General features: G+C 72.2%; 19 protein-coding genes. 11 read left to right on the plus strand and 8 right to left on the minus strand.

Translation table 11 applies throughout. The annotated features are described in order from the left end of the window. Positions 1-146: 146 nt before the first annotated feature. Positions 147-1,694, minus strand: coding sequence for a DUF8823 domain-containing protein (locus ABT025_RS05985; protein ID WP_350990544.1), 1,548 nt, complete (start codon positions 1,692-1,694; stop codon positions 147-149). A 317-nt stretch (positions 1,695-2,011) separates the two neighbouring features. Between ABT025_RS05985 and crcB (ABT025_RS05990) the strand changes: the two genes are divergently transcribed. From crcB (ABT025_RS05990) to crcB (ABT025_RS06000), 3 genes are read left to right on the plus strand one after another with little or no spacing between them, the layout of a single operon-like run. Beyond that, positions 2,012-2,428, plus strand: coding sequence for a fluoride efflux transporter CrcB (crcB, locus tag ABT025_RS05990; RefSeq protein WP_350990340.1), 417 nt, complete (start codon positions 2,012-2,014; stop codon positions 2,426-2,428). After that, complete coding sequence (locus tag ABT025_RS05995; protein WP_350990342.1) at positions 2,425-2,778, plus strand: DUF190 domain-containing protein; 354 nt, start codon at positions 2,425-2,427, stop codon at positions 2,776-2,778. The genes crcB (ABT025_RS05990) and ABT025_RS05995 overlap by 4 nt, the downstream gene beginning before the upstream one ends. Then, the gene (gene crcB / locus ABT025_RS06000; RefSeq protein ID WP_350990344.1) at positions 2,775-3,149 is read left to right on the plus strand and encodes a fluoride efflux transporter CrcB; all 375 of its coding nucleotides are present in this window, start codon (positions 2,775-2,777) and stop codon (positions 3,147-3,149) included. The genes ABT025_RS05995 and crcB (ABT025_RS06000) overlap by 4 nt, the downstream gene beginning before the upstream one ends. Positions 3,150-3,216: 67 nt before the next feature. On the opposite strand, the gene ABT025_RS06005 is transcribed toward crcB (ABT025_RS06000), so the two are convergent. From ABT025_RS06005 to ABT025_RS06020, 4 genes are all read right to left on the minus strand, one after another. After that, the gene (locus ABT025_RS06005; RefSeq protein ID WP_350990346.1) at positions 3,217-3,528 is read right to left on the minus strand and encodes an SCO5918 family protein; all 312 of its coding nucleotides are present in this window, start codon (positions 3,526-3,528) and stop codon (positions 3,217-3,219) included. Positions 3,529-3,608: 80 nt separating this feature from the next. Continuing rightward, on the minus strand, positions 3,609-5,198 hold the full coding sequence (locus ABT025_RS06010) for a DEAD/DEAH box helicase (protein ID WP_350990348.1): 1,590 nt from the start codon (positions 5,196-5,198) through the stop codon (positions 3,609-3,611). Positions 5,199-5,621: 423 nt separating this feature from the next. Continuing rightward, entirely contained in the window at positions 5,622-5,825 is a 204-nt protein-coding gene (locus ABT025_RS06015) for a cold-shock protein (protein WP_015609674.1), read from the minus strand. Positions 5,826-6,407: 582 nt separating this feature from the next. Next, positions 6,408-6,746, minus strand: coding sequence for a MerR family transcriptional regulator (locus ABT025_RS06020; RefSeq protein WP_350990350.1), 339 nt, complete (start codon positions 6,744-6,746; stop codon positions 6,408-6,410). 627 nt (positions 6,747-7,373) lie between these two features. Here ABT025_RS06020 and ABT025_RS06025 point away from each other — a divergent pair. The 5 genes from ABT025_RS06025 to ABT025_RS06045 are packed head-to-tail and all read left to right on the plus strand — an operon-like array spanning position 7,374 to position 11,202. Beyond that, positions 7,374-7,820, plus strand: a complete 447-nt coding sequence (locus tag ABT025_RS06025; protein WP_350990352.1) for a hypothetical protein — start codon at positions 7,374-7,376, stop codon at positions 7,818-7,820. Between the two features lie 4 nt (positions 7,821-7,824). Next, on the plus strand, positions 7,825-8,385 hold the full coding sequence (locus ABT025_RS06030; RefSeq protein ID WP_350990354.1) for a toxin: 561 nt from the start codon (positions 7,825-7,827) through the stop codon (positions 8,383-8,385). Between the two features lie 46 nt (positions 8,386-8,431). Beyond that, positions 8,432-9,712 (plus strand): MAB_1171c family putative transporter, encoded by a 1,281-nt coding sequence (locus ABT025_RS06035; RefSeq protein ID WP_350990356.1) that lies wholly within the window; start codon positions 8,432-8,434, stop codon positions 9,710-9,712. After that, positions 9,709-10,302 (plus strand): hypothetical protein, encoded by a 594-nt coding sequence (locus ABT025_RS06040; RefSeq protein WP_350990358.1) that lies wholly within the window; start codon positions 9,709-9,711, stop codon positions 10,300-10,302. Before ABT025_RS06035 ends, ABT025_RS06040 begins: the two co-directional genes overlap by 4 nt. A gap of 51 nt (positions 10,303-10,353) precedes the next feature. Beyond that, positions 10,354-11,202, plus strand: coding sequence for a GNAT family N-acetyltransferase (locus ABT025_RS06045; RefSeq protein ID WP_350990360.1), 849 nt, complete (start codon positions 10,354-10,356; stop codon positions 11,200-11,202). Positions 11,203-11,223: 21 nt separating this feature from the next. On the opposite strand, the gene ABT025_RS06050 is transcribed toward ABT025_RS06045, so the two are convergent. Both ABT025_RS06050 and ABT025_RS06055 read right to left on the minus strand, forming a co-directional pair. Continuing rightward, the gene (locus ABT025_RS06050) at positions 11,224-12,945 is read right to left on the minus strand and encodes a SpoIIE family protein phosphatase (RefSeq protein ID WP_350990362.1); all 1,722 of its coding nucleotides are present in this window, start codon (positions 12,943-12,945) and stop codon (positions 11,224-11,226) included. A gap of 104 nt (positions 12,946-13,049) precedes the next feature. Beyond that, a complete protein-coding gene (locus ABT025_RS06055; protein WP_350990546.1) occupies positions 13,050-14,417 on the minus strand; it encodes an MFS transporter in 1,368 nt (455 codons plus the stop codon). A 234-nt stretch (positions 14,418-14,651) separates the two neighbouring features. On the opposite strand from ABT025_RS06055, the gene ABT025_RS06060 reads away from it, so the two are divergent. Further along, a complete protein-coding gene (locus tag ABT025_RS06060) occupies positions 14,652-15,299 on the plus strand; it encodes a TetR/AcrR family transcriptional regulator (RefSeq protein ID WP_350990364.1) in 648 nt (215 codons plus the stop codon). A 13-nt stretch (positions 15,300-15,312) separates the two neighbouring features. On the opposite strand, the gene ABT025_RS06065 is transcribed toward ABT025_RS06060, so the two are convergent. Beyond that, complete coding sequence (locus ABT025_RS06065; RefSeq protein WP_350990366.1) at positions 15,313-16,017, minus strand: alpha/beta hydrolase; 705 nt, start codon at positions 16,015-16,017, stop codon at positions 15,313-15,315. Between the two features lie 96 nt (positions 16,018-16,113). On the opposite strand from ABT025_RS06065, the gene ABT025_RS06070 reads away from it, so the two are divergent. Both ABT025_RS06070 and ABT025_RS06075 read left to right on the plus strand, forming a co-directional pair. After that, entirely contained in the window at positions 16,114-16,599 is a 486-nt protein-coding gene (locus tag ABT025_RS06070; protein ID WP_350990368.1) for a peroxiredoxin family protein, read from the plus strand. A gap of 106 nt (positions 16,600-16,705) precedes the next feature. Then, on the plus strand, positions 16,706-17,215 hold the full coding sequence (locus ABT025_RS06075) for an NfeD C-terminal domain-containing protein (protein WP_350990372.1): 510 nt from the start codon (positions 16,706-16,708) through the stop codon (positions 17,213-17,215). The last annotated feature ends 41 nt before the right edge of the window (positions 17,216-17,256 follow it).

Raw genomic sequence — 17,256 nt, forward strand, 5'->3', positions numbered from 1 at the left:
GCCTCTCCGCCCGGCGCGCAGATGCGGTGGCCGATCGGGTGAAACCGCTGGTCCGGCCCGCGAGCCGCACAGGGCGGACAACCACTGCCGCAGGGGCCGGTACACGGCCTCAGCAGCCCCCACCGCCCCAAAACCGACACGCCGCCTCAGCAGCCCCCGCCGCGCGGCAGCCGGTACGCCGAGTCCAGGCGGTACGTCCCGCCCTTCGGCACGGTCAGCCTCGTCCACTCACCGTCCTGCCGCAGGCAGCCCCCGGCGGCCCCGTCCACGCCGCGCACCCGCAGCCACGGTGAATGGGCGACGCGGATGGTCACCGATCCCGCCTCGGGCATCCGCACCACCAGCTCGGCGTCGTCGCCGCCCGCGACCTCGCCGGGGGCCTCCACCAGCGGCCTCGCGCCCCGTACCCGGTAGATCGTCCAGCCCTCGTCCCGCCACACCCGCTTCAGCCACGGCTGACCGGACCTGATCAGCGCCGCCTCGGCCTCGGCGGGGCCGTCGGGCTGTCCGTGGTGCAGCACCACGTAGCCCACGGCCCACCGGTCCAGCCAGGCCCGGTAGGCGGCGGGGGACAGCCGCCCGTCGTAGAAGAGCCGCCCGCGTTCGACGTCGAGCTGGCGGTTCCAGCCGCGCGCCATGTTCACGTGCGGGGCAAGTGCCGCCGCCTCGCGGTGGTTTCGGGCCGGAACGACCTCCACGCGGCCGAGACCGGCGTCGAGCCGGCGCAGTTCACCGACCACGCCCTCGGTACGGGACGCCCAGGACGGCACCTCCGTGGACACCCGGAGGTCGTCCACGGTCTTGTCGACCAGCCAGTTGGCGGACAGCACGAGGGCCACCGCCATCACGGCCGTCCGCACCCACGCCTTCTCCCGGACGAGGGCGAGGACCGCCATGACCAGCACGGGCACGGCGACGAGACCGAGCAGCCGCTCCACGTTCGTACCGATCGGGGACGCGATGAGGAAGGTGAGGAGCACGCCGACGGCGTACACCATGGCGCCGTACCGCAGCAGACGCCATTCCCGCCCCACCGGCGCCGCGACCGCGAGGACGGCACAGACGACGACCGGCATCCACAGCCTGTTGGCGGCCATGGGCTGTTCGCCCTGGAACGGGAAGAGCACCGCGGTGGCGCCCACGACGGCGAAGAACGGCACCATCAGCACCGCGCCCTTTCGCCACTGCCGGTCCAGAAGGTAGGCGGCCCCCGCCACCACGAGGAACAGCCCGGCGACCGGACTGGCCATCGTCGCAAGCGCCCCGGCCACGACGGCCGTCACCGAGCGGTGGACGTAGAGGCAGGCGACGAGCCCGACGGCGACACCGAGCGCGAAGGTCGTACGCCCCGACGCGACGTTGCACCACAGGGCGAGCGCGGCGAGGACCGCGGGAAGGAGAGCATGCGGCACACCCCTGCGTACGAAGAGGAGGGCCATGAGCCAGGTGCCCGCGATCCCGGCGGCCACGGACACCGCCCGGACACCGAAGAATGCCATCAAGTACGAGGAGAAGACGCTGTAGTTGGCCGTGTGCGTCCCCCCGTACCAGGAGAGGTTGTAGGCCGCACCCGGGTGGCGGGCCGTGAACCCCGACCAGGCGAGCTGCGCGGCGAGGTCACCGCCGCCGGTGGCCAGGACGGCGGCCCACACGGCGTAGAGCGGAATCACGACGGCCACGGCGACGACCGGCACAGCGTGCCGCCGCCACCACGGCTTCCCGGCTTCCGGCTCCCTGTCCCCCCGCTCCCCGTCCCGCTGGCGGGGGATGCGGCCCCGCTGGATGTCCCCTACTGCTGTCCGCAACTCCCCGTTCGCATACACCCGGCAACCCTAGGTCAACCCGCCCCGCAGGATCCGGGCGATATTCTGAGGAGAGCGGGGACCGGCGACGGTCACCGCACGGCGGTGGGGCCCGCCGTACCCGAACCGCGGCCGGAGTGCCGCCAACGGTCCCTGCTTGCGTACGTGCGCAGCCGCGTCCGGCGGGTGCCCCGGCAGGTAGGAGAAGTGTGTCCACGAAGTCCCGCAACCCGCAGACCGCCGTCGTCGCGGTGGTCGCGCTCGGCGGCGCGGTGGGCGCTTGCGCCCGCTACGGGGCCGCGCTCCTGTGGCCCACCCCGACGGGCACGTTCCCGTGGACGACCCTCGTGGTGAACGTCGTCGGCTGCGCGGTGATCGGTGTGTTCATGGTCGTAATCACCGAGGTGTGGACGGTCCACCGCCTGGTGCGGCCGTTCTTCGGCACCGGGGTACTGGGCGGGTTCACCACCTTCTCCACGTACGCCGTGGACATCGAGCGCCTCGTCGACGGCGGCCGGGTCCGCACCGGTCTGGTCTATCTGGGTGTGACACTGCTCGCGGCCCTCGCGGCGGTGGGAAGCGCGGTGTGGCTGACACGCCGCGCACTGGCGTGGAGGCAGGCATGACGACACCGGACACGGCACCCGGCCTGCGGCTGACCGTCCTGGTCGGCGAGTCCGACACCTGGCACCACCGTCCGGTCTGCACGGAGATCGTGCACCGGGCGCACGCGGCGGGACTGGCGGGCGCCAGTGTGTTCCGGGGCATCGAGGGCTTCGGCGCCTCCTCCATGATCCACACCCAGCGGCTGCTGTCGCTCAGCGAGGACCTGCCGGTCGCGGTGGTGATCGTGGACGCGGAGGCGAAGATCCGTGCGTTCCTGCCGCTGATCGCCGAACTGACCGCAGACGGCACGGTCACGCTGGACGCCTGCGAGATCGTCCTCCCGGCGCGGGACCCCGGGGAGCGCCCGTGAACTGGCTGCTGGTGGTCGTCGGCGCGGCGGTCGGTGCCCCGCTGCGGTACCTCACCGACCGTGCGGTGCAGGCCAGGCACGACACCGTCTTCCCGTGGGGGACCTTCACGGTGAACGTCAGCGGCTGTCTGGTGCTGGGCCTGCTGACCGGCGCGGCGGCGGCCGGCGCCGCCTCCTCGCACCTGCAGCTGCTGCTCGGGACGGGGCTCTGCGGGGCCCTGACCACGTACTCGACGTTCAGCTACGAGACGCTGCGGCTGGCCGAGGGCGGGGCACGGTTCTACGCGGCGGCCAACGCGGTGGCGAGCGTGGTCGCGGGTCTCGGCGCGGCGTTCGCCGGTGTCACGCTCGCCGAGGCGCTCTGGGCCTGACACCGCACGCGCCGAGGCCCGGCCTCCCTCTCGGGGAGACCGGGCCTCGGTGTGTGACGGTGCCGGCTCAGGCGTCCTGGCCGGGAGTCCCCAGTGCGGCCGAGGCCGCCTCCAGGGGACTGAGCACCACGGGTGCGGCGGGGGCCGGGACGGACCGGGTGGTGAAGCCGAGGCGCGAGAGCGCCCGGGTCACCTCACCGGCCGAGAAGTCGCGGCGGTCCTGCCGGGTGATGACCTCGCCCACCTGCTTGACGGGGTACACACGACGGCTGATGATCACCGATTCCCCGGTGACGGGTTCGGGCTTGATGCCCTTCATCGATTCCTCGACCTCGTGCTTGAACAGGTCGAACGGGAAGCGGGCGATGACGCAGCGCATAGTGCCTCAACGGGGTCGGGAGCGGAAACCGGGCAGGGAACGCGGGTGGCAGCCTCTCAGGCCGCGCGGTCGGCAGCCTCTCAGGCGGCGCGGTCGCCGGAGGAACGGCGCGGTGCGCCGCCGCTCCGCGACTGGGAGGACGACGACGCCGACGAGGACGACGAGCGGCGCGCCTGGGACGGCCGGCTGCGCCGGCCGCGGGACGAGGAGCCGCCCTTGGGACGCTCGGAGGGCGGCGAGGTGATGGTGACGGGCACGCCCGAGGGCGCCTGCGCACCGGTGATCCGGCTCAGCTCGGCCTCGCCGGAGCGGACCTCGGCGATCTGCGGGGTGATCCCGGCGTCGGCCATCAGGCGCGTCATCTCGCGGCGCTGGTTGGGCAGCACCAGCGTGACGACGCTGCCGGACTCACCGGCGCGGGCGGTGCGGCCGCCGCGGTGCAGGTAGTCCTTGTGGTCGCTCGGCGGGTCGACGTTGACGACCAGATCGAGGTTGTCGACGTGGATGCCGCGGGCCGCGACGTTCGTGGCGACCAGCACCGTGACGTGTCCGGTCTTGAACCGCGTCAGGGTCCGGGTGCGCTGCGGCTGGGACTTCCCGCCGTGCAGCGCCGCCGCCCGTACCCCGCTGCTGAGCAGGTGGTCGGTGAGCTTGTCCACGGCGTGCTTGGTGTCGAGGAACATGATCACCCGGCCGTCGCGGGCGGCGATCTCCGTCGTGGTGGCGTACTTGTCGGCGCCGCGGACGTAGAGCACGTGGTGCTCCATCGTCGTCACCGCACCGGCGGCCGGGTCGACCGAGTGGACGACCGGGTCGTGCAGGTAGCGCCGGACCAGCAGGTCCACGTTTCGGTCCAGGGTGGCCGAGAACAGCATCCGCTGGCCCTCCGACTGCACCTGGTCGAGCAGCCCGGTGACCTGCGGCATGAAGCCCATGTCGGCCATCTGGTCGGCCTCGTCCAGAACGGTGATGGAGACCCTGTCCAGGGTGCAGTCGCCGCGATCGATCAGGTCCTTGAGCCGGCCGGGCGTGGCGACGACGACCTCGGAGCCGCCGCGCAGCGCAGCGGCCTGCCGGCCGATCGACATGCCGCCGACGACGGTGGCCAGCCGCAGCTTGAGCGAGCGGGCGTACGGGGTGAGCGCGTCGGTGACCTGCTGGGCCAGTTCCCGGGTGGGGACGAGGACCAGGGCCAGCGGGCGCCGGGAGTCGGCGCGCTGTCCCTCGATACGGGCCAGCAGGGCCAGACCGAAGGCGAGCGTCTTGCCCGATCCGGTGCGGCCGCGGCCGAGCACGTCACGGCCGGCGAGCGAGTTCGGCAGCGTGGCCGCCTGGATCGGGAAGGGCACGGTGACGCCCTCGGTCGCGAGCGCCGACAGCAGCGGCGCGGGCATGTCGAGGTCCGCGAAGGCCTCTACGGCGGGCAGTCCCGGGGTGATGGTCTTCGGCAGGGCGAACTCGCCCTGCTTGGCGGCGGGGCGGCGGCCGTAGCCACCACCGGAGCGCTGGGCCGGGGCGCCGAAGCGTCCCTGGCCGCTGCCCTGGCGGCCCGGGGCCTGCGAGCGGAAGCCGCCGCCACCCGAACGGGAGCCGCCGGAACCGGTGGCTCCACCGCCGCGGGTGGTACGGGAAAAACGGTCATTGGAGCGAGCTGTGCGATCGCGGTTCATGCAGAACCTTTCCTCGATATGGCGCGTATCGAGGAATTCATTGCGGCGACGAGCGGCACAAGAATCGCAAGAACGGGCCGTTGGCATACGTGAACGAAGCCCGGCGGCCGGTCTTGGGCCGATACGGGCCCGGCAGAGCCGGGTCCGGCGCTTCGCAATGACGGACGAGCCGGCCCGGGACACGGGCCTGCGGGTCTCGTCACGGGGCTCCGGCGGACCGGTGGTCCGGGAGCCATGGCGGATCGTCCGCCGCATGGTGAAGAGCATGGGTCCTGTGTGCTTCCCCGGCGGCTCGTGGCGGTGGAACCGGCACGGCGTGCACGGGGGCGGACCCGGGAAAAGCAACGAGCTGGGGCCCGCACCCAAGGTGCGGGCCCCAGCTGTGGATGCGCACTCAGCGCGTGAGCGCCGGTGTCATCAGATTCACGCGGGGGTGATGTTCTCCGCCTGCGGGCCCTTCTGGCCCTGCGTGACGTCGAAGTTCACCTTCTGGCCCTCCTGCAGCTCACGGAAGCCGCTGGCGGCGATGTTCGAGTAGTGGGCGAAGACGTCAGCGCCGCCACCATCCTGCTCGATGAAGCCGAAGCCCTTTTCCGCGTTGAACCACTTGACGGTGCCAGTAGCCATGTTTTATCTCCTTCTGGGGCAGAGCCCGGGGGCTAGCACTGTGCCAGTCCCGCGTCGCCGCGATGATTACCCCATCCGGATAATGAACCGGAAAATACAAAAGCGCACCCACCGGCCCATTTAGCCGAGGAGAGCACTTGGAGTCTTTGGGAACCACAACTGCAACTGAGATCTACAGTAGCACAATGAATGCGAGCGGGCGCGGCAAGTAATTTCACTCCGCCCGGCGCGTCATAAACCTTCACCGGGCATTGCATAAAATTCTGTGCTTGCGGCTATAGATATTCGTCGCTCCGTGCTACGGAGCCTCGGGACCGGCGCACCGCACGTGCACCCCGGCCCTACCGGCCCGACGGGACGTGGAGCCGACTACGCGCCGCAGCAATGGAGTTCACGCACCACTCCGTCACCGACGAGCACTGCACCCAGACCGCGCACCGGGGCGGCGCGCGCCGGGGCCGGGAACGGCGGGCGCGGGACGGCAAGCGGCCGGCGCGGGACGGCAAGCGGCGGGCACGGCTCCGAAACCGGCGAGACGGGGACGGACGTACGGGGACGGCGCGGGACGGGGACGGCGCCCGCTCAGGGCGTGTCGCGGCCCGGGGTCGGCCGACGCAGCTCCTCGTTCAGCCGGAGCGCTTCTTCGAGCTGGTCCTCCAGGATCACGATGCGGCACGCGGCCTCGATCGGCGTTCCGCCGTCGACGAGCTCACGGGCGCGGGCCGCGATGCGCAGCTGGTAGCGCGAGTAGCGGCGGTGGCCGCCCTCCGACCGCAGCGGAGTGATCAGCCGGGCCTCACCGATCGCACGGAGGAATCCGGGCGTCGCACCGATCATCTCCGCGGCGCGGCCCATGGTGTAGGCGGGGTAGTCGTCGTCATCGAGACGGTCAGTGGCATGCGGAGGGGTTTCGGGGGGCATGTGCACCTGCCGCGTATCGCTGACTTCGTTGACCGAACGAGAAACTCTCATTGTGCGAGCCATCGTGTCTAGCATAGCCGCGACAGATTTCCGGGGCCGGACGGGGGAAATAATCTGATCCGCCCCGGTCCCGACGCTCTTGGGCCCGCCGCCGGACCCCGCCTTCCGGGCCCGCCCCGGGGCCGTCGTGACCGCGCCCTCCGGGAGGGCCGGCCAGGGGTCCGCCAAGAACACTGACCGGCCGGTCAGTTGATGACTGCCTGGCCAGAGGTCATAATGCACACGTAGCCCTTCACGCATCCCCCGTCGTGAAGGGCTACACCCATGTGCGCGCCCGGCCCTCGTACAGGAGGCGGGTTCGCGCAGGTGTCTTCACGGGCAAGGGACTCCCCTCGTGGTCCCCTGCCCATGTTTTTTCGAGTTAACAGTGACGTAGAGTGTTTGCGCAAGCCTGTTCCGGACACCGGAGCAGGATGCTCCCCTTCATCCCTTTACGGTGTCCCGTCAGGGCTCCCCAGGCAGCGGACGACGCGTCGGGGTTGGTTACAGTACGAGCCCGTTGACCGAATCGAGCACCGCGCGGAGCAGGACAGACGCCCGGGCGGCGGACGTGAACGTGGGGGCCGGATGGACAGCGGCGAAGAACGCGCGCCGGAGCTGCGAACGCTGCGGCAGAAGGTCGAGTACATGGTCGAGAAGACCTTCCCCGGCCGCAAGATCTCGGGACGGGTCTTCGCCGACCTGGTCAAGGAGCGCGGCGGGTCCCTCTCCCACAGCTACTTCTCCAACATCCTCGCCGGCAAGGTGACCCAGCCGTCCGAGGAGATCCTGAAGGCGCTCGGCCTCGGCTTCGGCGTGGACTGGCGCTTCTTCAAGGAGGAGTCCGAGGTCGTCGACGACGTCGTCGCGGGACTGCAGTTCCTGGCGAAGCGGCGGACCGGCGAGATCGACGGGCTGGCCGGACGGGGTCTGGACGAGGAGGGGCTGCCGCCGGAGCTGCTGCAGTTCGCGCTCGCCCTGCTCCAGGACGCGCAGGACCGGCAGCCACCGGCCGACGGCGAACCGCGGAGCTGACGCCGTGTCCCTGCGCGAACTGCGGAAGGAGTGCGAGGCCGGACTGGCCGGCCTCCCGCTCCCCTCCCCCTTCACGGTCGAGGGGCTGGTGGCGAACATGGAGGCGGCCCGCGGCCGCACCATCGTGCTGCACGAGATGCCCGACCGGCTGGCCCGCGTCAACGCCGCCTGCGGCCTGCGGCTGAAGGCCGGCGGGACCAGCTTCGTCCTCTACCGCCGCCGCCCCACCGAGTACCAGACCCAGCACGTCATCCTGCACGAGCTGTGCCACGAGTGGTTCGACCACGGCACCTCGCTGGACGCGGAGCAGCTGCGGCGGCTGCTGCCCGTCTTCGACACCTCCCTGATCGCCCGGGTCGTCGGCCCGGACGCGCTGAAGAGCCCGGACGCCGTACAGGCCCGCGCCCAGTACGACACCCATGACGAACGCATGGCCGAATTGGGTGCCTCGCTCATCCCCCGCATGGCCAGGGACGTGACGAGCGATGACATGGTGGGGCGGCTCGCCAACTCGCTCTCGCGCCCGGTCGCCCACCGCCGCCGCGGCCTGTTCCGCCGCACGTAGCGCCGCTTCCCCCGATCCCCGTCCCCCCACCACAAGGACTTCCGCCGTGACCCCGCTCGACGTCGCCGGTTATCTGATAGCCGGCCTGATGACAGCCGTCGCCCTGTGGCGCATGCCTGCCGCTCTGTGGGGCGACGAGGAGGACCGGCGCCGCCGTGCCCTGTGGGGCTGTTACGCGGGATTCGCCGCCGCGCTGTGGACCAAGACCCGTGCGGTGCGCATCGGGCTCAACGACAGTCCGGTCACCGACCTTTCGGTGCTGATCAAGCACTACACGGCGACGGTCGCGATTCTGGCCATTCTCAGCTACATCGTGGCGATCTACGGCCAGTACGCCGACGCCGGGGCGGTCCCGCGCCACGTACGGTTCGCGCGGATGATCCAGCAGGTCGCGGCGAAGGCCTCCGTCGCCACCCTCGTACTGCTGACAGTGCTGTTCTTCACCGTCGTCGACCGGTCCACGCCGTCGGACCGCTTCGTCGCCGACCATGCGGGCCAGTGGGGCGCGACGCTCTACATGAGCGTGTTCTACCTCTACCTCGGTGCCGCCTCCGCCGTCTGCGCGTACCAGTGGGCGCTCGCCACCGCGAGCGCCGAGCGGCGCCATCTGCGGGTGGGCCTGGGGATGATGACGTTCGCCATGTTCATCGGCGTCGGCTACACCGTCAGCCGGACGCTGTTCCTCTGGGTCAGCGTCGTCGACCAGCCCGGCGAGGCCTTCGCCCTGAAGTTCGACGAGGTCACCGAGGCCTCGCAGGTGGCGCTGTTCGCCTTCTTCGCGATCGGCGCCTCCATCCCCGCACTGAGCAACGTCCGCCGCCGGGCGAAGCTCTGGCGCGCCCAGACGCAGCTGCACGCGCTCTGGTACGAGCTGATGACGGCCTTCCCCGACCAGCCCTTCGACCCCCCGGCGCCCCTGCTGCGCGAGCTGACCCGCTTCGGCACCCCGGCCGATCTGCGCGTCGACCGCTGGTCGGCGGACATCGCCGACGCGGTGGAGAAGCTGCGCCACTACGTCCCCGACTCGCTGCTGCCGGCCGCCGAGGCCGCCGCCGGGGCCGGGATCGCCGACCGGAAGCAGGCCGGGCCGCTGGCCGACGCCTACTGGATCAAGGCGGCGCTCTCGGCCCGGAGCGCCGGGGCACCGGCGGGCGACGCGGCCGCCGTCGGCACCCAGCACGCCACCGACCAGGACGGCGAGGTCGCCTGGCTGGTCCGGGTGGCGACGGCGTACCGCACGGTCACGCCGGAGCAGGCCCGGCAGGTACTCGAATCCTCCGCGGCGGTCACGGCCGGACGGTCCAGGGAGCAGGAGCAGCAGGCATGAGCACGAGCACCACCCACGACGCCGGCCCGTCCGCCGCGCGGACCGTGACCGACATCTTCCAGCCCCGCAACCTCCTGCTGGCCGGCATGCTCGCCATCGGACTGGCAGCGGCGGGGCACTGGACCGGGCTGCTCTGGGGATTCCTCGGCGCCCTGTGCGCCGGGCTCGTCCCGGCCGGCTACATCGAGTGGGAGCGGGGGCGCGGCACCTGGGGCGACCGCCATGTCGTCGACCGGACCAAGCGGGCCCCGATCTTCCTCGTCATCCTCGGCTCCATCGGCATCGGTTCTGCGGTCATGGTGCTGGGTGGCGCCCCCTCGGGCATCCTGACCGCGATGCTCGGGCTGTGGGCGATGACCGTCGTCCTGCTGGCCGTCAACACGGTCTGGAAGATCTCGGTGGACGCCTCGGTCGCCTCGGCCGTGGTCGCGCTGCTGGCCGTGGTGCACTCGCCGTGGTGGCTGTCCGGGTACGTCATGACGGCCGCCGTGTGCTGGTCGCGGGTCGCGCTCGGCTACCACACGGTGGGCCAGGTGACGGCCGGTACGGCGCTCGGCGCGGCGACGGCGGGCGCGTTCCTGTTCGTGTGAGCGGGGCGAGGCGTCGTTGAACGGGCAGCCCGCCGGGTCCATGGTGGATCCGTGCCGACTTTCGAGATCACCACAGCAAGCGCGGACGACATCAGGATGATGGCGGACTGGGCCCATGCCGAGGGCTGGAACCCCGGGCTGACCGACGGTCAGGCGTTCTTCGCCGCCGATCCGTGCGGTTTCCTGATCGGCCGCATCGACGGGGTGCCCGCCTCGTGTGTCTCCGTGGTCCGCTACGGCACCGGCTTCGGCTTCCTGGGCTTCTACCTGACCCGCCCGGAACTGCGCGGACAGGGATACGGGATGCGGCTCTGGGCCGCCGGGACTGCGCGGCTGGCCGGACGGAACACCGGTCTCGACGGAGTGGTCGAGCAGCAGCCCAACTACCGCAGGTCCGGGTTCCGTCCGGCGTGGACGAACCTGCGGTACGAAGGGCTCGTCCCGGTCGACGTCGCCCCGCCGCCCGGCGTCACCCTGGTGGACGCCCGCACACTGCCCTTCGGCCGGGTCACCGCGTACGACCGCCGGTTCTTCCCGGCGGAACGGGACAGCTTCCTCGCGGCCTGGACGACCACGCCCGGCCGCACCGCGCTGGTCGCGCTGTCCGACGGCGAGGTGCGGGGACTCGCCGTGCTGCGCGCCTGCCGTACGTCGTCGCGCATCGGCCCGCTGTACGCGGCCACGCCGGAGATCGCGGGCGCGCTGGTGAGCGCACTCGCGGCCACGGACCCGTCGTCCCCCGTCGCCGTCGACGTCCCCGGCGTCAACCCGGCGGCGGTGCGGCTGGCCGAACAGCTCGGGCTCACCCCGTCGTTCGAGACGGCCCGCATGTACACCGGTGCGGTGCCCGACGTCGATCACACGGGGCTGTTCGGCATCACCAGCCTCGAACTGGGCTGATCCGACGGGCGGGCCCGGGACTCAGTCCTTCGCGCAGTCGCCGTCCGGGGCCACCGACCGCGCCCGTGAGGCCATCACCGCGATGTCGTCCTCGGCGCCCGGGCCGAACCGGTCGAGCACCTCGTCCAGCAGGTCCTCCAGTTCGCCGCTCGCCGGCAGGGTCAGTTCCTCGAGCCGGCCTACGGACACGTCGATGTCCTCGCCGCGCCGCTCCACCAGCCCGTCGGTGTACATGAAAAGCACCGTTCCCGGACCGCACTCGATCCTCGTCGTCCGGTAGCCGCCGAACCCGGTGCCGAGCGGGGGGCCCGCCGTCACATCGCCCAGCCGGGTACCGGCCGGGCCGGGGTCGATGAGCACCGGAGGCAGATGGCCGGCGCTCGACACCTCGCACACCCCGCCGGCCCGGTCGACGACGGCGAGCAGGCAGGTCGCCGCCCGGTCGGGCCCGGACCGCTCGACCATCCGGTCGAGCTGTTCCAGGATGCGGTGCGGCGGCAGTCTCTCGTCGGCCAGCAGTCGCAGCAGGGAGCGGTAGTGGCTCATCGCGACGGCCGCCTCGACGCCGTGTCCCATCACATCGCCCATCGCCTTGAGGTGGCGGCCGTCGGGCAGCGGGATGACGTCGAACCAGTCGCCGCCGACCAGCACGCTCCGGTCGGCCGGCAGGTAGCGGGTGGCGATCTCGATGTGCGGGTGCGGCGGACGCGGCTCGGAGAGCAGGGAGCGCTGGAGTTCCAGGGCGATGGTGTGCTCGTGGGTGAAGCGGCGCGCGTGGTCGAGGTCGACGGCGGCCCGCCCTGCGAGCTCCCGGGCGACCACCACGTCCTCGTCCGTGAAGACGGGCGAGTCCCCGGCCCTGACCAGGCCGAGAACGCCGATCGGACCGCCGCGCACGGCGACCGGCACGATGACCGCGGAATGCATCCCGAGGGCCCGGTAGGCGGTGACCCGTTCGGGGGACGGTGCGGAGCGGCCGAGCTGTTCGTCGCCGGTGAGGTTCTCGACCACGGGCTGGTTGGTGGACAGGCAGCGCGGTACGGCCGCGTCCTCCTGGTAGTCGACGTAGTCGCCTGCGACACCGAACTGCGCGACCGCCTCGCGCAGCCCCGGCACCGCCGTCAGGGCCGCCCGCCGCAGCCGGACCACCCCGGGCGGTGCGGGGCGCACCGGCGGTGCGACGTCGGGCGGGAAGACCTCGACGGTGGCGAGGTCGGCGAGCGCGGGGACGACGAGGTCGACGAGTTCGGCGCAGGTGGTGTCCATGTCGAGGGTGGTGCCGATGCGGGCGTTCGCGGTGTCCAGGAGGTTCATGTGGCGCCGGGCCTGGGCCAGCTGGCGCTGTTCCTCGTCGGATGCCATGACCTCCAGCACGATCCCGGCGACGCCCACGATCCGGCCGCCCACCTCCAGGCGGTGGTAGGCCCCGTGCCAGTAGCGGGTGGCGGTGCCGGACGCGGCGGGGGTCCGGCCGCTGGAGGTGATCTCGCGGGCCCGGCCGTCGGCGAGGACCGCGCGCATCAGGTCCTCGCGGGCGTCGATGTCCGGAAGCACCTCGGAGACCGTACGGCCCAGATGTGCGGCGGCCGGGATGCCGTTGAGCCGTTCGAGGGCCGGGTTCACGTACAGGTAGCGCAGCCGGGTGTCGAGCACGCCCACCCCGGCCGTGGTGCCCTCGATGAGCGCCGCGAGCGCCACGATGTCGAGCGGCGACGGAATGTCGGCGTGCGCATCGGCCAGCAAGACAACCTCCTGGGGCAGGGCGCGGGCCGCCCGACTGCCCGGCCCTTCATCGTCGGCCGACCGCACCTCGCCCGCATCCGCAGAACACCCGCCGCACGCCGGTTTCAGTGCACAGGCATCGCGCCCCCGGTCTCCGGCTTCCCCCGGGGCACCAGCACCGCGCACACCGCCGCGCAGCCGCCCGCGGCCACCGCGCACACGAGGAACGCGTCCGCGAAGCCGGTCACCGTCCCCGCCGCGCCGCCGATTCCCGCGGCGGCCACCGTGGACACGACCGCGACACCGATCGACCCGCCGACCTCGTGGAAGGTGTTGACCACTCCGGAGGCGAGCCCGGCCTCCTCGTGCGCGACCATGCCGAGCGCCGTCGTGGTGGCGGTGACGAACACCGCGCCGAGCCCGAAGGCGGCCACCGCGAGACCCGGCATCAGCACCCCGTACACACTGCTGTCCGCGTCGAGCCCGGTCAGCGGGGCGCAGGCGGCGGTGGCGGTCACCATGCCGCCGACCGCGGTGGCCCGGCTCCCCACCGATGTGACGAGCCGCGAGCCCAGGTGCGCGCCGACGCCGACGGCCACCGCCACCGGCAGGAAGACGAGCCCGGTCTTCAGGGCCCCGAAGCCGCGGCCGTGCTGGAGGTAGACCGAGCCGAGGAAGAAGAACGCGATCAGCAGTCCGGTGGCGATCAGCATCAGGAACGCCCCGGCCAGCACCGGCCTGCGGGTGAACATCCGCAGGTCCATCAGCGGCTCCCGGGTCACCCGCTCGACCGCCGCGAATCCCGCGTACAGCACCACGGCGGCCGCCGACGGAAGCAGCGTGGCGGGGGCGCCCCACCCACCGTCCCCCGCCTTGACGAGTCCGTAGATCAGCGCACCGGTACCGGCCGTGACGAGCACGGCCCCGGGCACGTCGAGCCGCGCCGACGGCCGGGGTGCGCTCGCCGGTACGAAGACGGGGAGGGCGGCGAGCAGGGCGATGCCGACGGGCACGTTGACGTAGAAGACCCAGCTCCAGCCGGGTCCGCCGGCCAGGGCGCCGCCCACCAGCACCCCGATCGCCGATCCGGTGCCGCCGATCGCGGCCCACACCCCGAGCGCCTTGTTGCGTGCGGGCCCGTGGAACGACGTGGTGACGAGCGAGAGCGCCGCCGGAGACAGCAGCGCGGCGCCCACGCCCTGCGCGATCCGGCCGCCGATCAGCATCGAGGCGCTGCCGGCGAGCCCGGAGGCCAGCGAGGCGGCGGTGAAGACGGCCAGACCGGCGAGCAGGGTGCGCCGGGCCCCGAGCGCGTCGGCGAGGCGGCCGCCCAGCAGCATCAGTCCGCCGAAGCAGAGGGTGTACGCGGTGACCACCCAGGTCAGCGCGGTGCGGCTGAGACGCAGATCGGCGGCCATGTCGGGGAGCGCGACGTTCACCACGGTGACGTCGAGCACCAGCATGAACTGGGCGACGCAGATGAGCGCGAGCATCACCCCGGGCCGGCGGACGGCAGGTGGCCGGTGGTGGCCGTGGCCGTGCCCGTGTCCGTCGCCGTGCCCGTGTCCGTGATCGTTGCCGTGTCCGTGCCGGCTGCTGCCGCCGTCCGGGGGGCCTGCGCCTCGCACGGAGGTCTTCGAGGGGGTGTCATGAGTCATGAACTGAACTGTACGGCTCAGTACACTTGAACTCAACCGTTCAGTTCAGGTCGCTGTTAGCATCGGCCCATGGACAACAAGCCCCGCCCCGCCGGACCCCGCGCCGAGGCCAAGCGGCAGGCCATCGTGAAGGCGGCCCGCGAGGCGTTCCTCCGCGACGGTTTCGGCGTCGGCATGGACGTCATCGCCGCGGAGGCGGGCGTCTCGAAGGTGACGGTCTACAACCACTTCGGCAGCAAGGAGGCGCTGTTCACCGCCGTCATCGCGGGGGCGCTCGACGAGCCGCTCGGCGGCGCGTCCACGACAGCGCTCGCCGCCCTCGCCGACGCCCCCGACCTGCGGGCCGCCCTCGTCGACGCGGCCCGGACCTGGGTGGCCGCCGTCCGCGGCAACGCCGATGTGATCGCCCTGCGCAACCTGGTGGCCGCGGAGCTGCACCGCTTCCCGGAGATCGCACAGGCCTGGCAGGGCCATGGCCCCGAGGGCCACCACCCCGCCGTCGCGGACGCCCTGCGCGAGCTGGCCGGCCGCGGCCGGCTGGTCATCCCCGACCTGGAGACGGCGATCGTCCAGCTGTACGCACTGCTGGTCTTCCCGCACCTGGTCTTCGGCTCGTACGGCACGACGATCGACGACGACGCCACCGACCGGCTGATCACCCACGGGGTGGACATGTTCCTGGGCTACTACGCCCCGCCCGTGCCGCCCGGCGTGTAGGGCCAGGGCGGGTTCACGGACCGCCGGCCGGCAGCAGCCGGTCCAGGTCCACCGCCCCCTCGTCGGCCGTGGCCCCCGGAGGCAGCCGCAGCGCCTCGGCCACGGGCCCGGGGAGCGGTGCCCGGGCCAGCAGCCCGGCGACCAGAGCGGTCGTCAGGCGGTGCCAGGCGGGGGCGCGCCGGAGCATCGCGTGGTCGCCGCCTTCCACGGTGACCAGGCAGGTCCGGGCACCGTCCTTCCTGGCCCGTTCGGTGAGCGCGCGGGAGTCCGCCGGGTTCGTGACGCGGTCGCGGGTGCCGTGCACCAGGACGACGTCCCGTCCGGCCAGTTGGGCGGCCGGGTCGCCCTTCGGGCACCACGGGGCGAGGCCGACCACGCCCCGTACCAGCGGATGTCCCGCGGCGGCCAGGGCGGCTCGGCCTCCCATCGAGTGCCCGAGCAGCACGACCGGGACCTCCCCCGCCGTACGCCACAGCTCGTCCAGGGCGCGTACGGCGTCGTGCAGCGGATCCGCCCGGTCCCCGTTCCAGCCCCGGTGCCCGTACCGGACCGCCCGCACCAGTACGTCGCCGGGCAGCGCGTCACGCAGACCGCGCGCGAACGGCCGCATCCGCACCGCCGGCAGGTTGAGCGGGCCGGGCGGCGGCACCCCGAGACCGGTCTCCCGGCCACCGTGCAGCAGGAGCACCGCGGCGGCCGGCGGGCGTGGTTGCGTCATAGGTACCTCCGGGTGCGGTGATCGAAGCCGTACCGAGCATGCTGTACGGAGCACGGGCAGCACCCTCACGCAGCGCCGGACAGCGAAGGACATCACATGGGATCGTCACCTCAAATCGGCTCGCAGGTCCAGGACTTCACCCTCGCGGGAGGCGCACTCGACGGGGACTCCTTCGAGCGCCGCGACTACACGCTCTCGGCCGCGCGCGGCCGGGCCGTCGTCCTCGCCTTCTACCCGGGCGACAACACGACCGTGTGCACCAAGCAGCTCTGCTCGTACTCCTCGGGCATGGAGACCTTCGAGGGGCTCGACGCGGAGGTCTGGGGAATCAGTCCACAGGATGTGGACAGCCACGAGTCGTTCGCCCGCGCCCATCGGCTGCGCATGCCGCTCCTCGCGGACACGGGCCGTGAGACGGCCCGCGCGTTCGGGGTGGCGGCGCCCGGGATCGGGGTGCGGCGCGCGGTGTTCCTGATCGACGCCGAGGGGGTGCTCCGCTGGAAGCACGTGGCGCTGCTCGGCGCCACGTTCCAGTCGCTGGACACGTTGGCGGAGCGTTTGTCCGGCATGGGTAACAGGTAGAACACTGCCGGGACACGGCAGTGTCGGCGGTCGGGGATGTATGGGACCATCCAGCCAGTTCGACGGAAATCTTCGGGGGATTCCGGCAGCCGGGAGGAGTGACCGCGTGACCTTGTTCCTCGGTCTCGGAATTGCGGGAATCGCACTTCTCGCCCTGTCACTGATCTTCGACGGGATCCTCGAAGGACTCTTCGGGGGCCTCCTGGAAGGCCTCTTCAGCGGACTGGTCTCCCTTCCCGTGATCGCCGGTTTCCTCTCGATGCTCGGCTTCGGCGGCGCCATCGTGCTCGGTACGACCGGCGTCGGCACGATCGCCGCCACCGCCGCCGGAGTGCTCGCCGGTCTGGTCGCGGCCTGGCTGACCTGGAAGTTCAGCCGGGCCCTGATGCGGGATCAGACCCATGCCACGCCGCGGGACGAGGACCTCGTCGGCACGTCGGGTTCCGTGGTCACAGCCATTCCGGCCGACGGCTACGGCGAGGTGCTGCTGCGGCTCGGGGGGCAGCCCGTGAAGCTCTCGGCGAAGAGCCCGGTACCGGTCGAACGCGGCACCGAGATCTGGGTCGAGGCGACGCTCTCGACCACCTCGGTCTCGGTCCGTCCCGTCGAACGCTGAGCCGGCACGCCGGCCCGCACGCCACCGCTCGCCACAGAACT

Origin of the sequence: Streptomyces sp. NPDC002809 (assembly GCF_040295435.1) — a bacterium.
Classification (GTDB): domain Bacteria; phylum Actinomycetota; class Actinomycetes; order Streptomycetales; family Streptomycetaceae; genus Streptomyces.

What these genes read in the sequence shown, in the direction of transcription:
- ABT025_RS06060 (WP_350990364.1), top strand. Translation starts at nt 14,652, where the DNA reads ATGGACAACAAGCCCCGCCCCGCCGGACCCCGCGCCGAGGCCAAGCGG.
- ABT025_RS06020 (WP_350990350.1), bottom strand. Translation starts at nt 6,746, where the DNA reads ATGCCCCCCGAAACCCCTCCGCATGCCACTGACCGTCTCGATGACGAC.
- ABT025_RS06025 (WP_350990352.1), top strand. Translation starts at nt 7,374, where the DNA reads ATGGACAGCGGCGAAGAACGCGCGCCGGAGCTGCGAACGCTGCGGCAG.
- ABT025_RS06040 (WP_350990358.1), top strand. Translation starts at nt 9,709, where the DNA reads ATGAGCACGAGCACCACCCACGACGCCGGCCCGTCCGCCGCGCGGACC.
- ABT025_RS05995 (WP_350990342.1), top strand. Translation starts at nt 2,425, where the DNA reads ATGACGACACCGGACACGGCACCCGGCCTGCGGCTGACCGTCCTGGTC.
- ABT025_RS06070 (WP_350990368.1), top strand. Translation starts at nt 16,114, where the DNA reads ATGGGATCGTCACCTCAAATCGGCTCGCAGGTCCAGGACTTCACCCTC.
- ABT025_RS06005 (WP_350990346.1), bottom strand. Translation starts at nt 3,528, where the DNA reads ATGCGCTGCGTCATCGCCCGCTTCCCGTTCGACCTGTTCAAGCACGAG.
- ABT025_RS06010 (WP_350990348.1), bottom strand. Translation starts at nt 5,198, where the DNA reads ATGAACCGCGATCGCACAGCTCGCTCCAATGACCGTTTTTCCCGTACC.
- ABT025_RS06065 (WP_350990366.1), bottom strand. Translation starts at nt 16,017, where the DNA reads ATGACGCAACCACGCCCGCCGGCCGCCGCGGTGCTCCTGCTGCACGGT.
- ABT025_RS06015 (WP_015609674.1), bottom strand. Translation starts at nt 5,825, where the DNA reads ATGGCTACTGGCACCGTCAAGTGGTTCAACGCGGAAAAGGGCTTCGGC.
- ABT025_RS06055 (WP_350990546.1), bottom strand. Translation starts at nt 14,417, where the DNA reads ATGCTCGCGCTCATCTGCGTCGCCCAGTTCATGCTGGTGCTCGACGTC.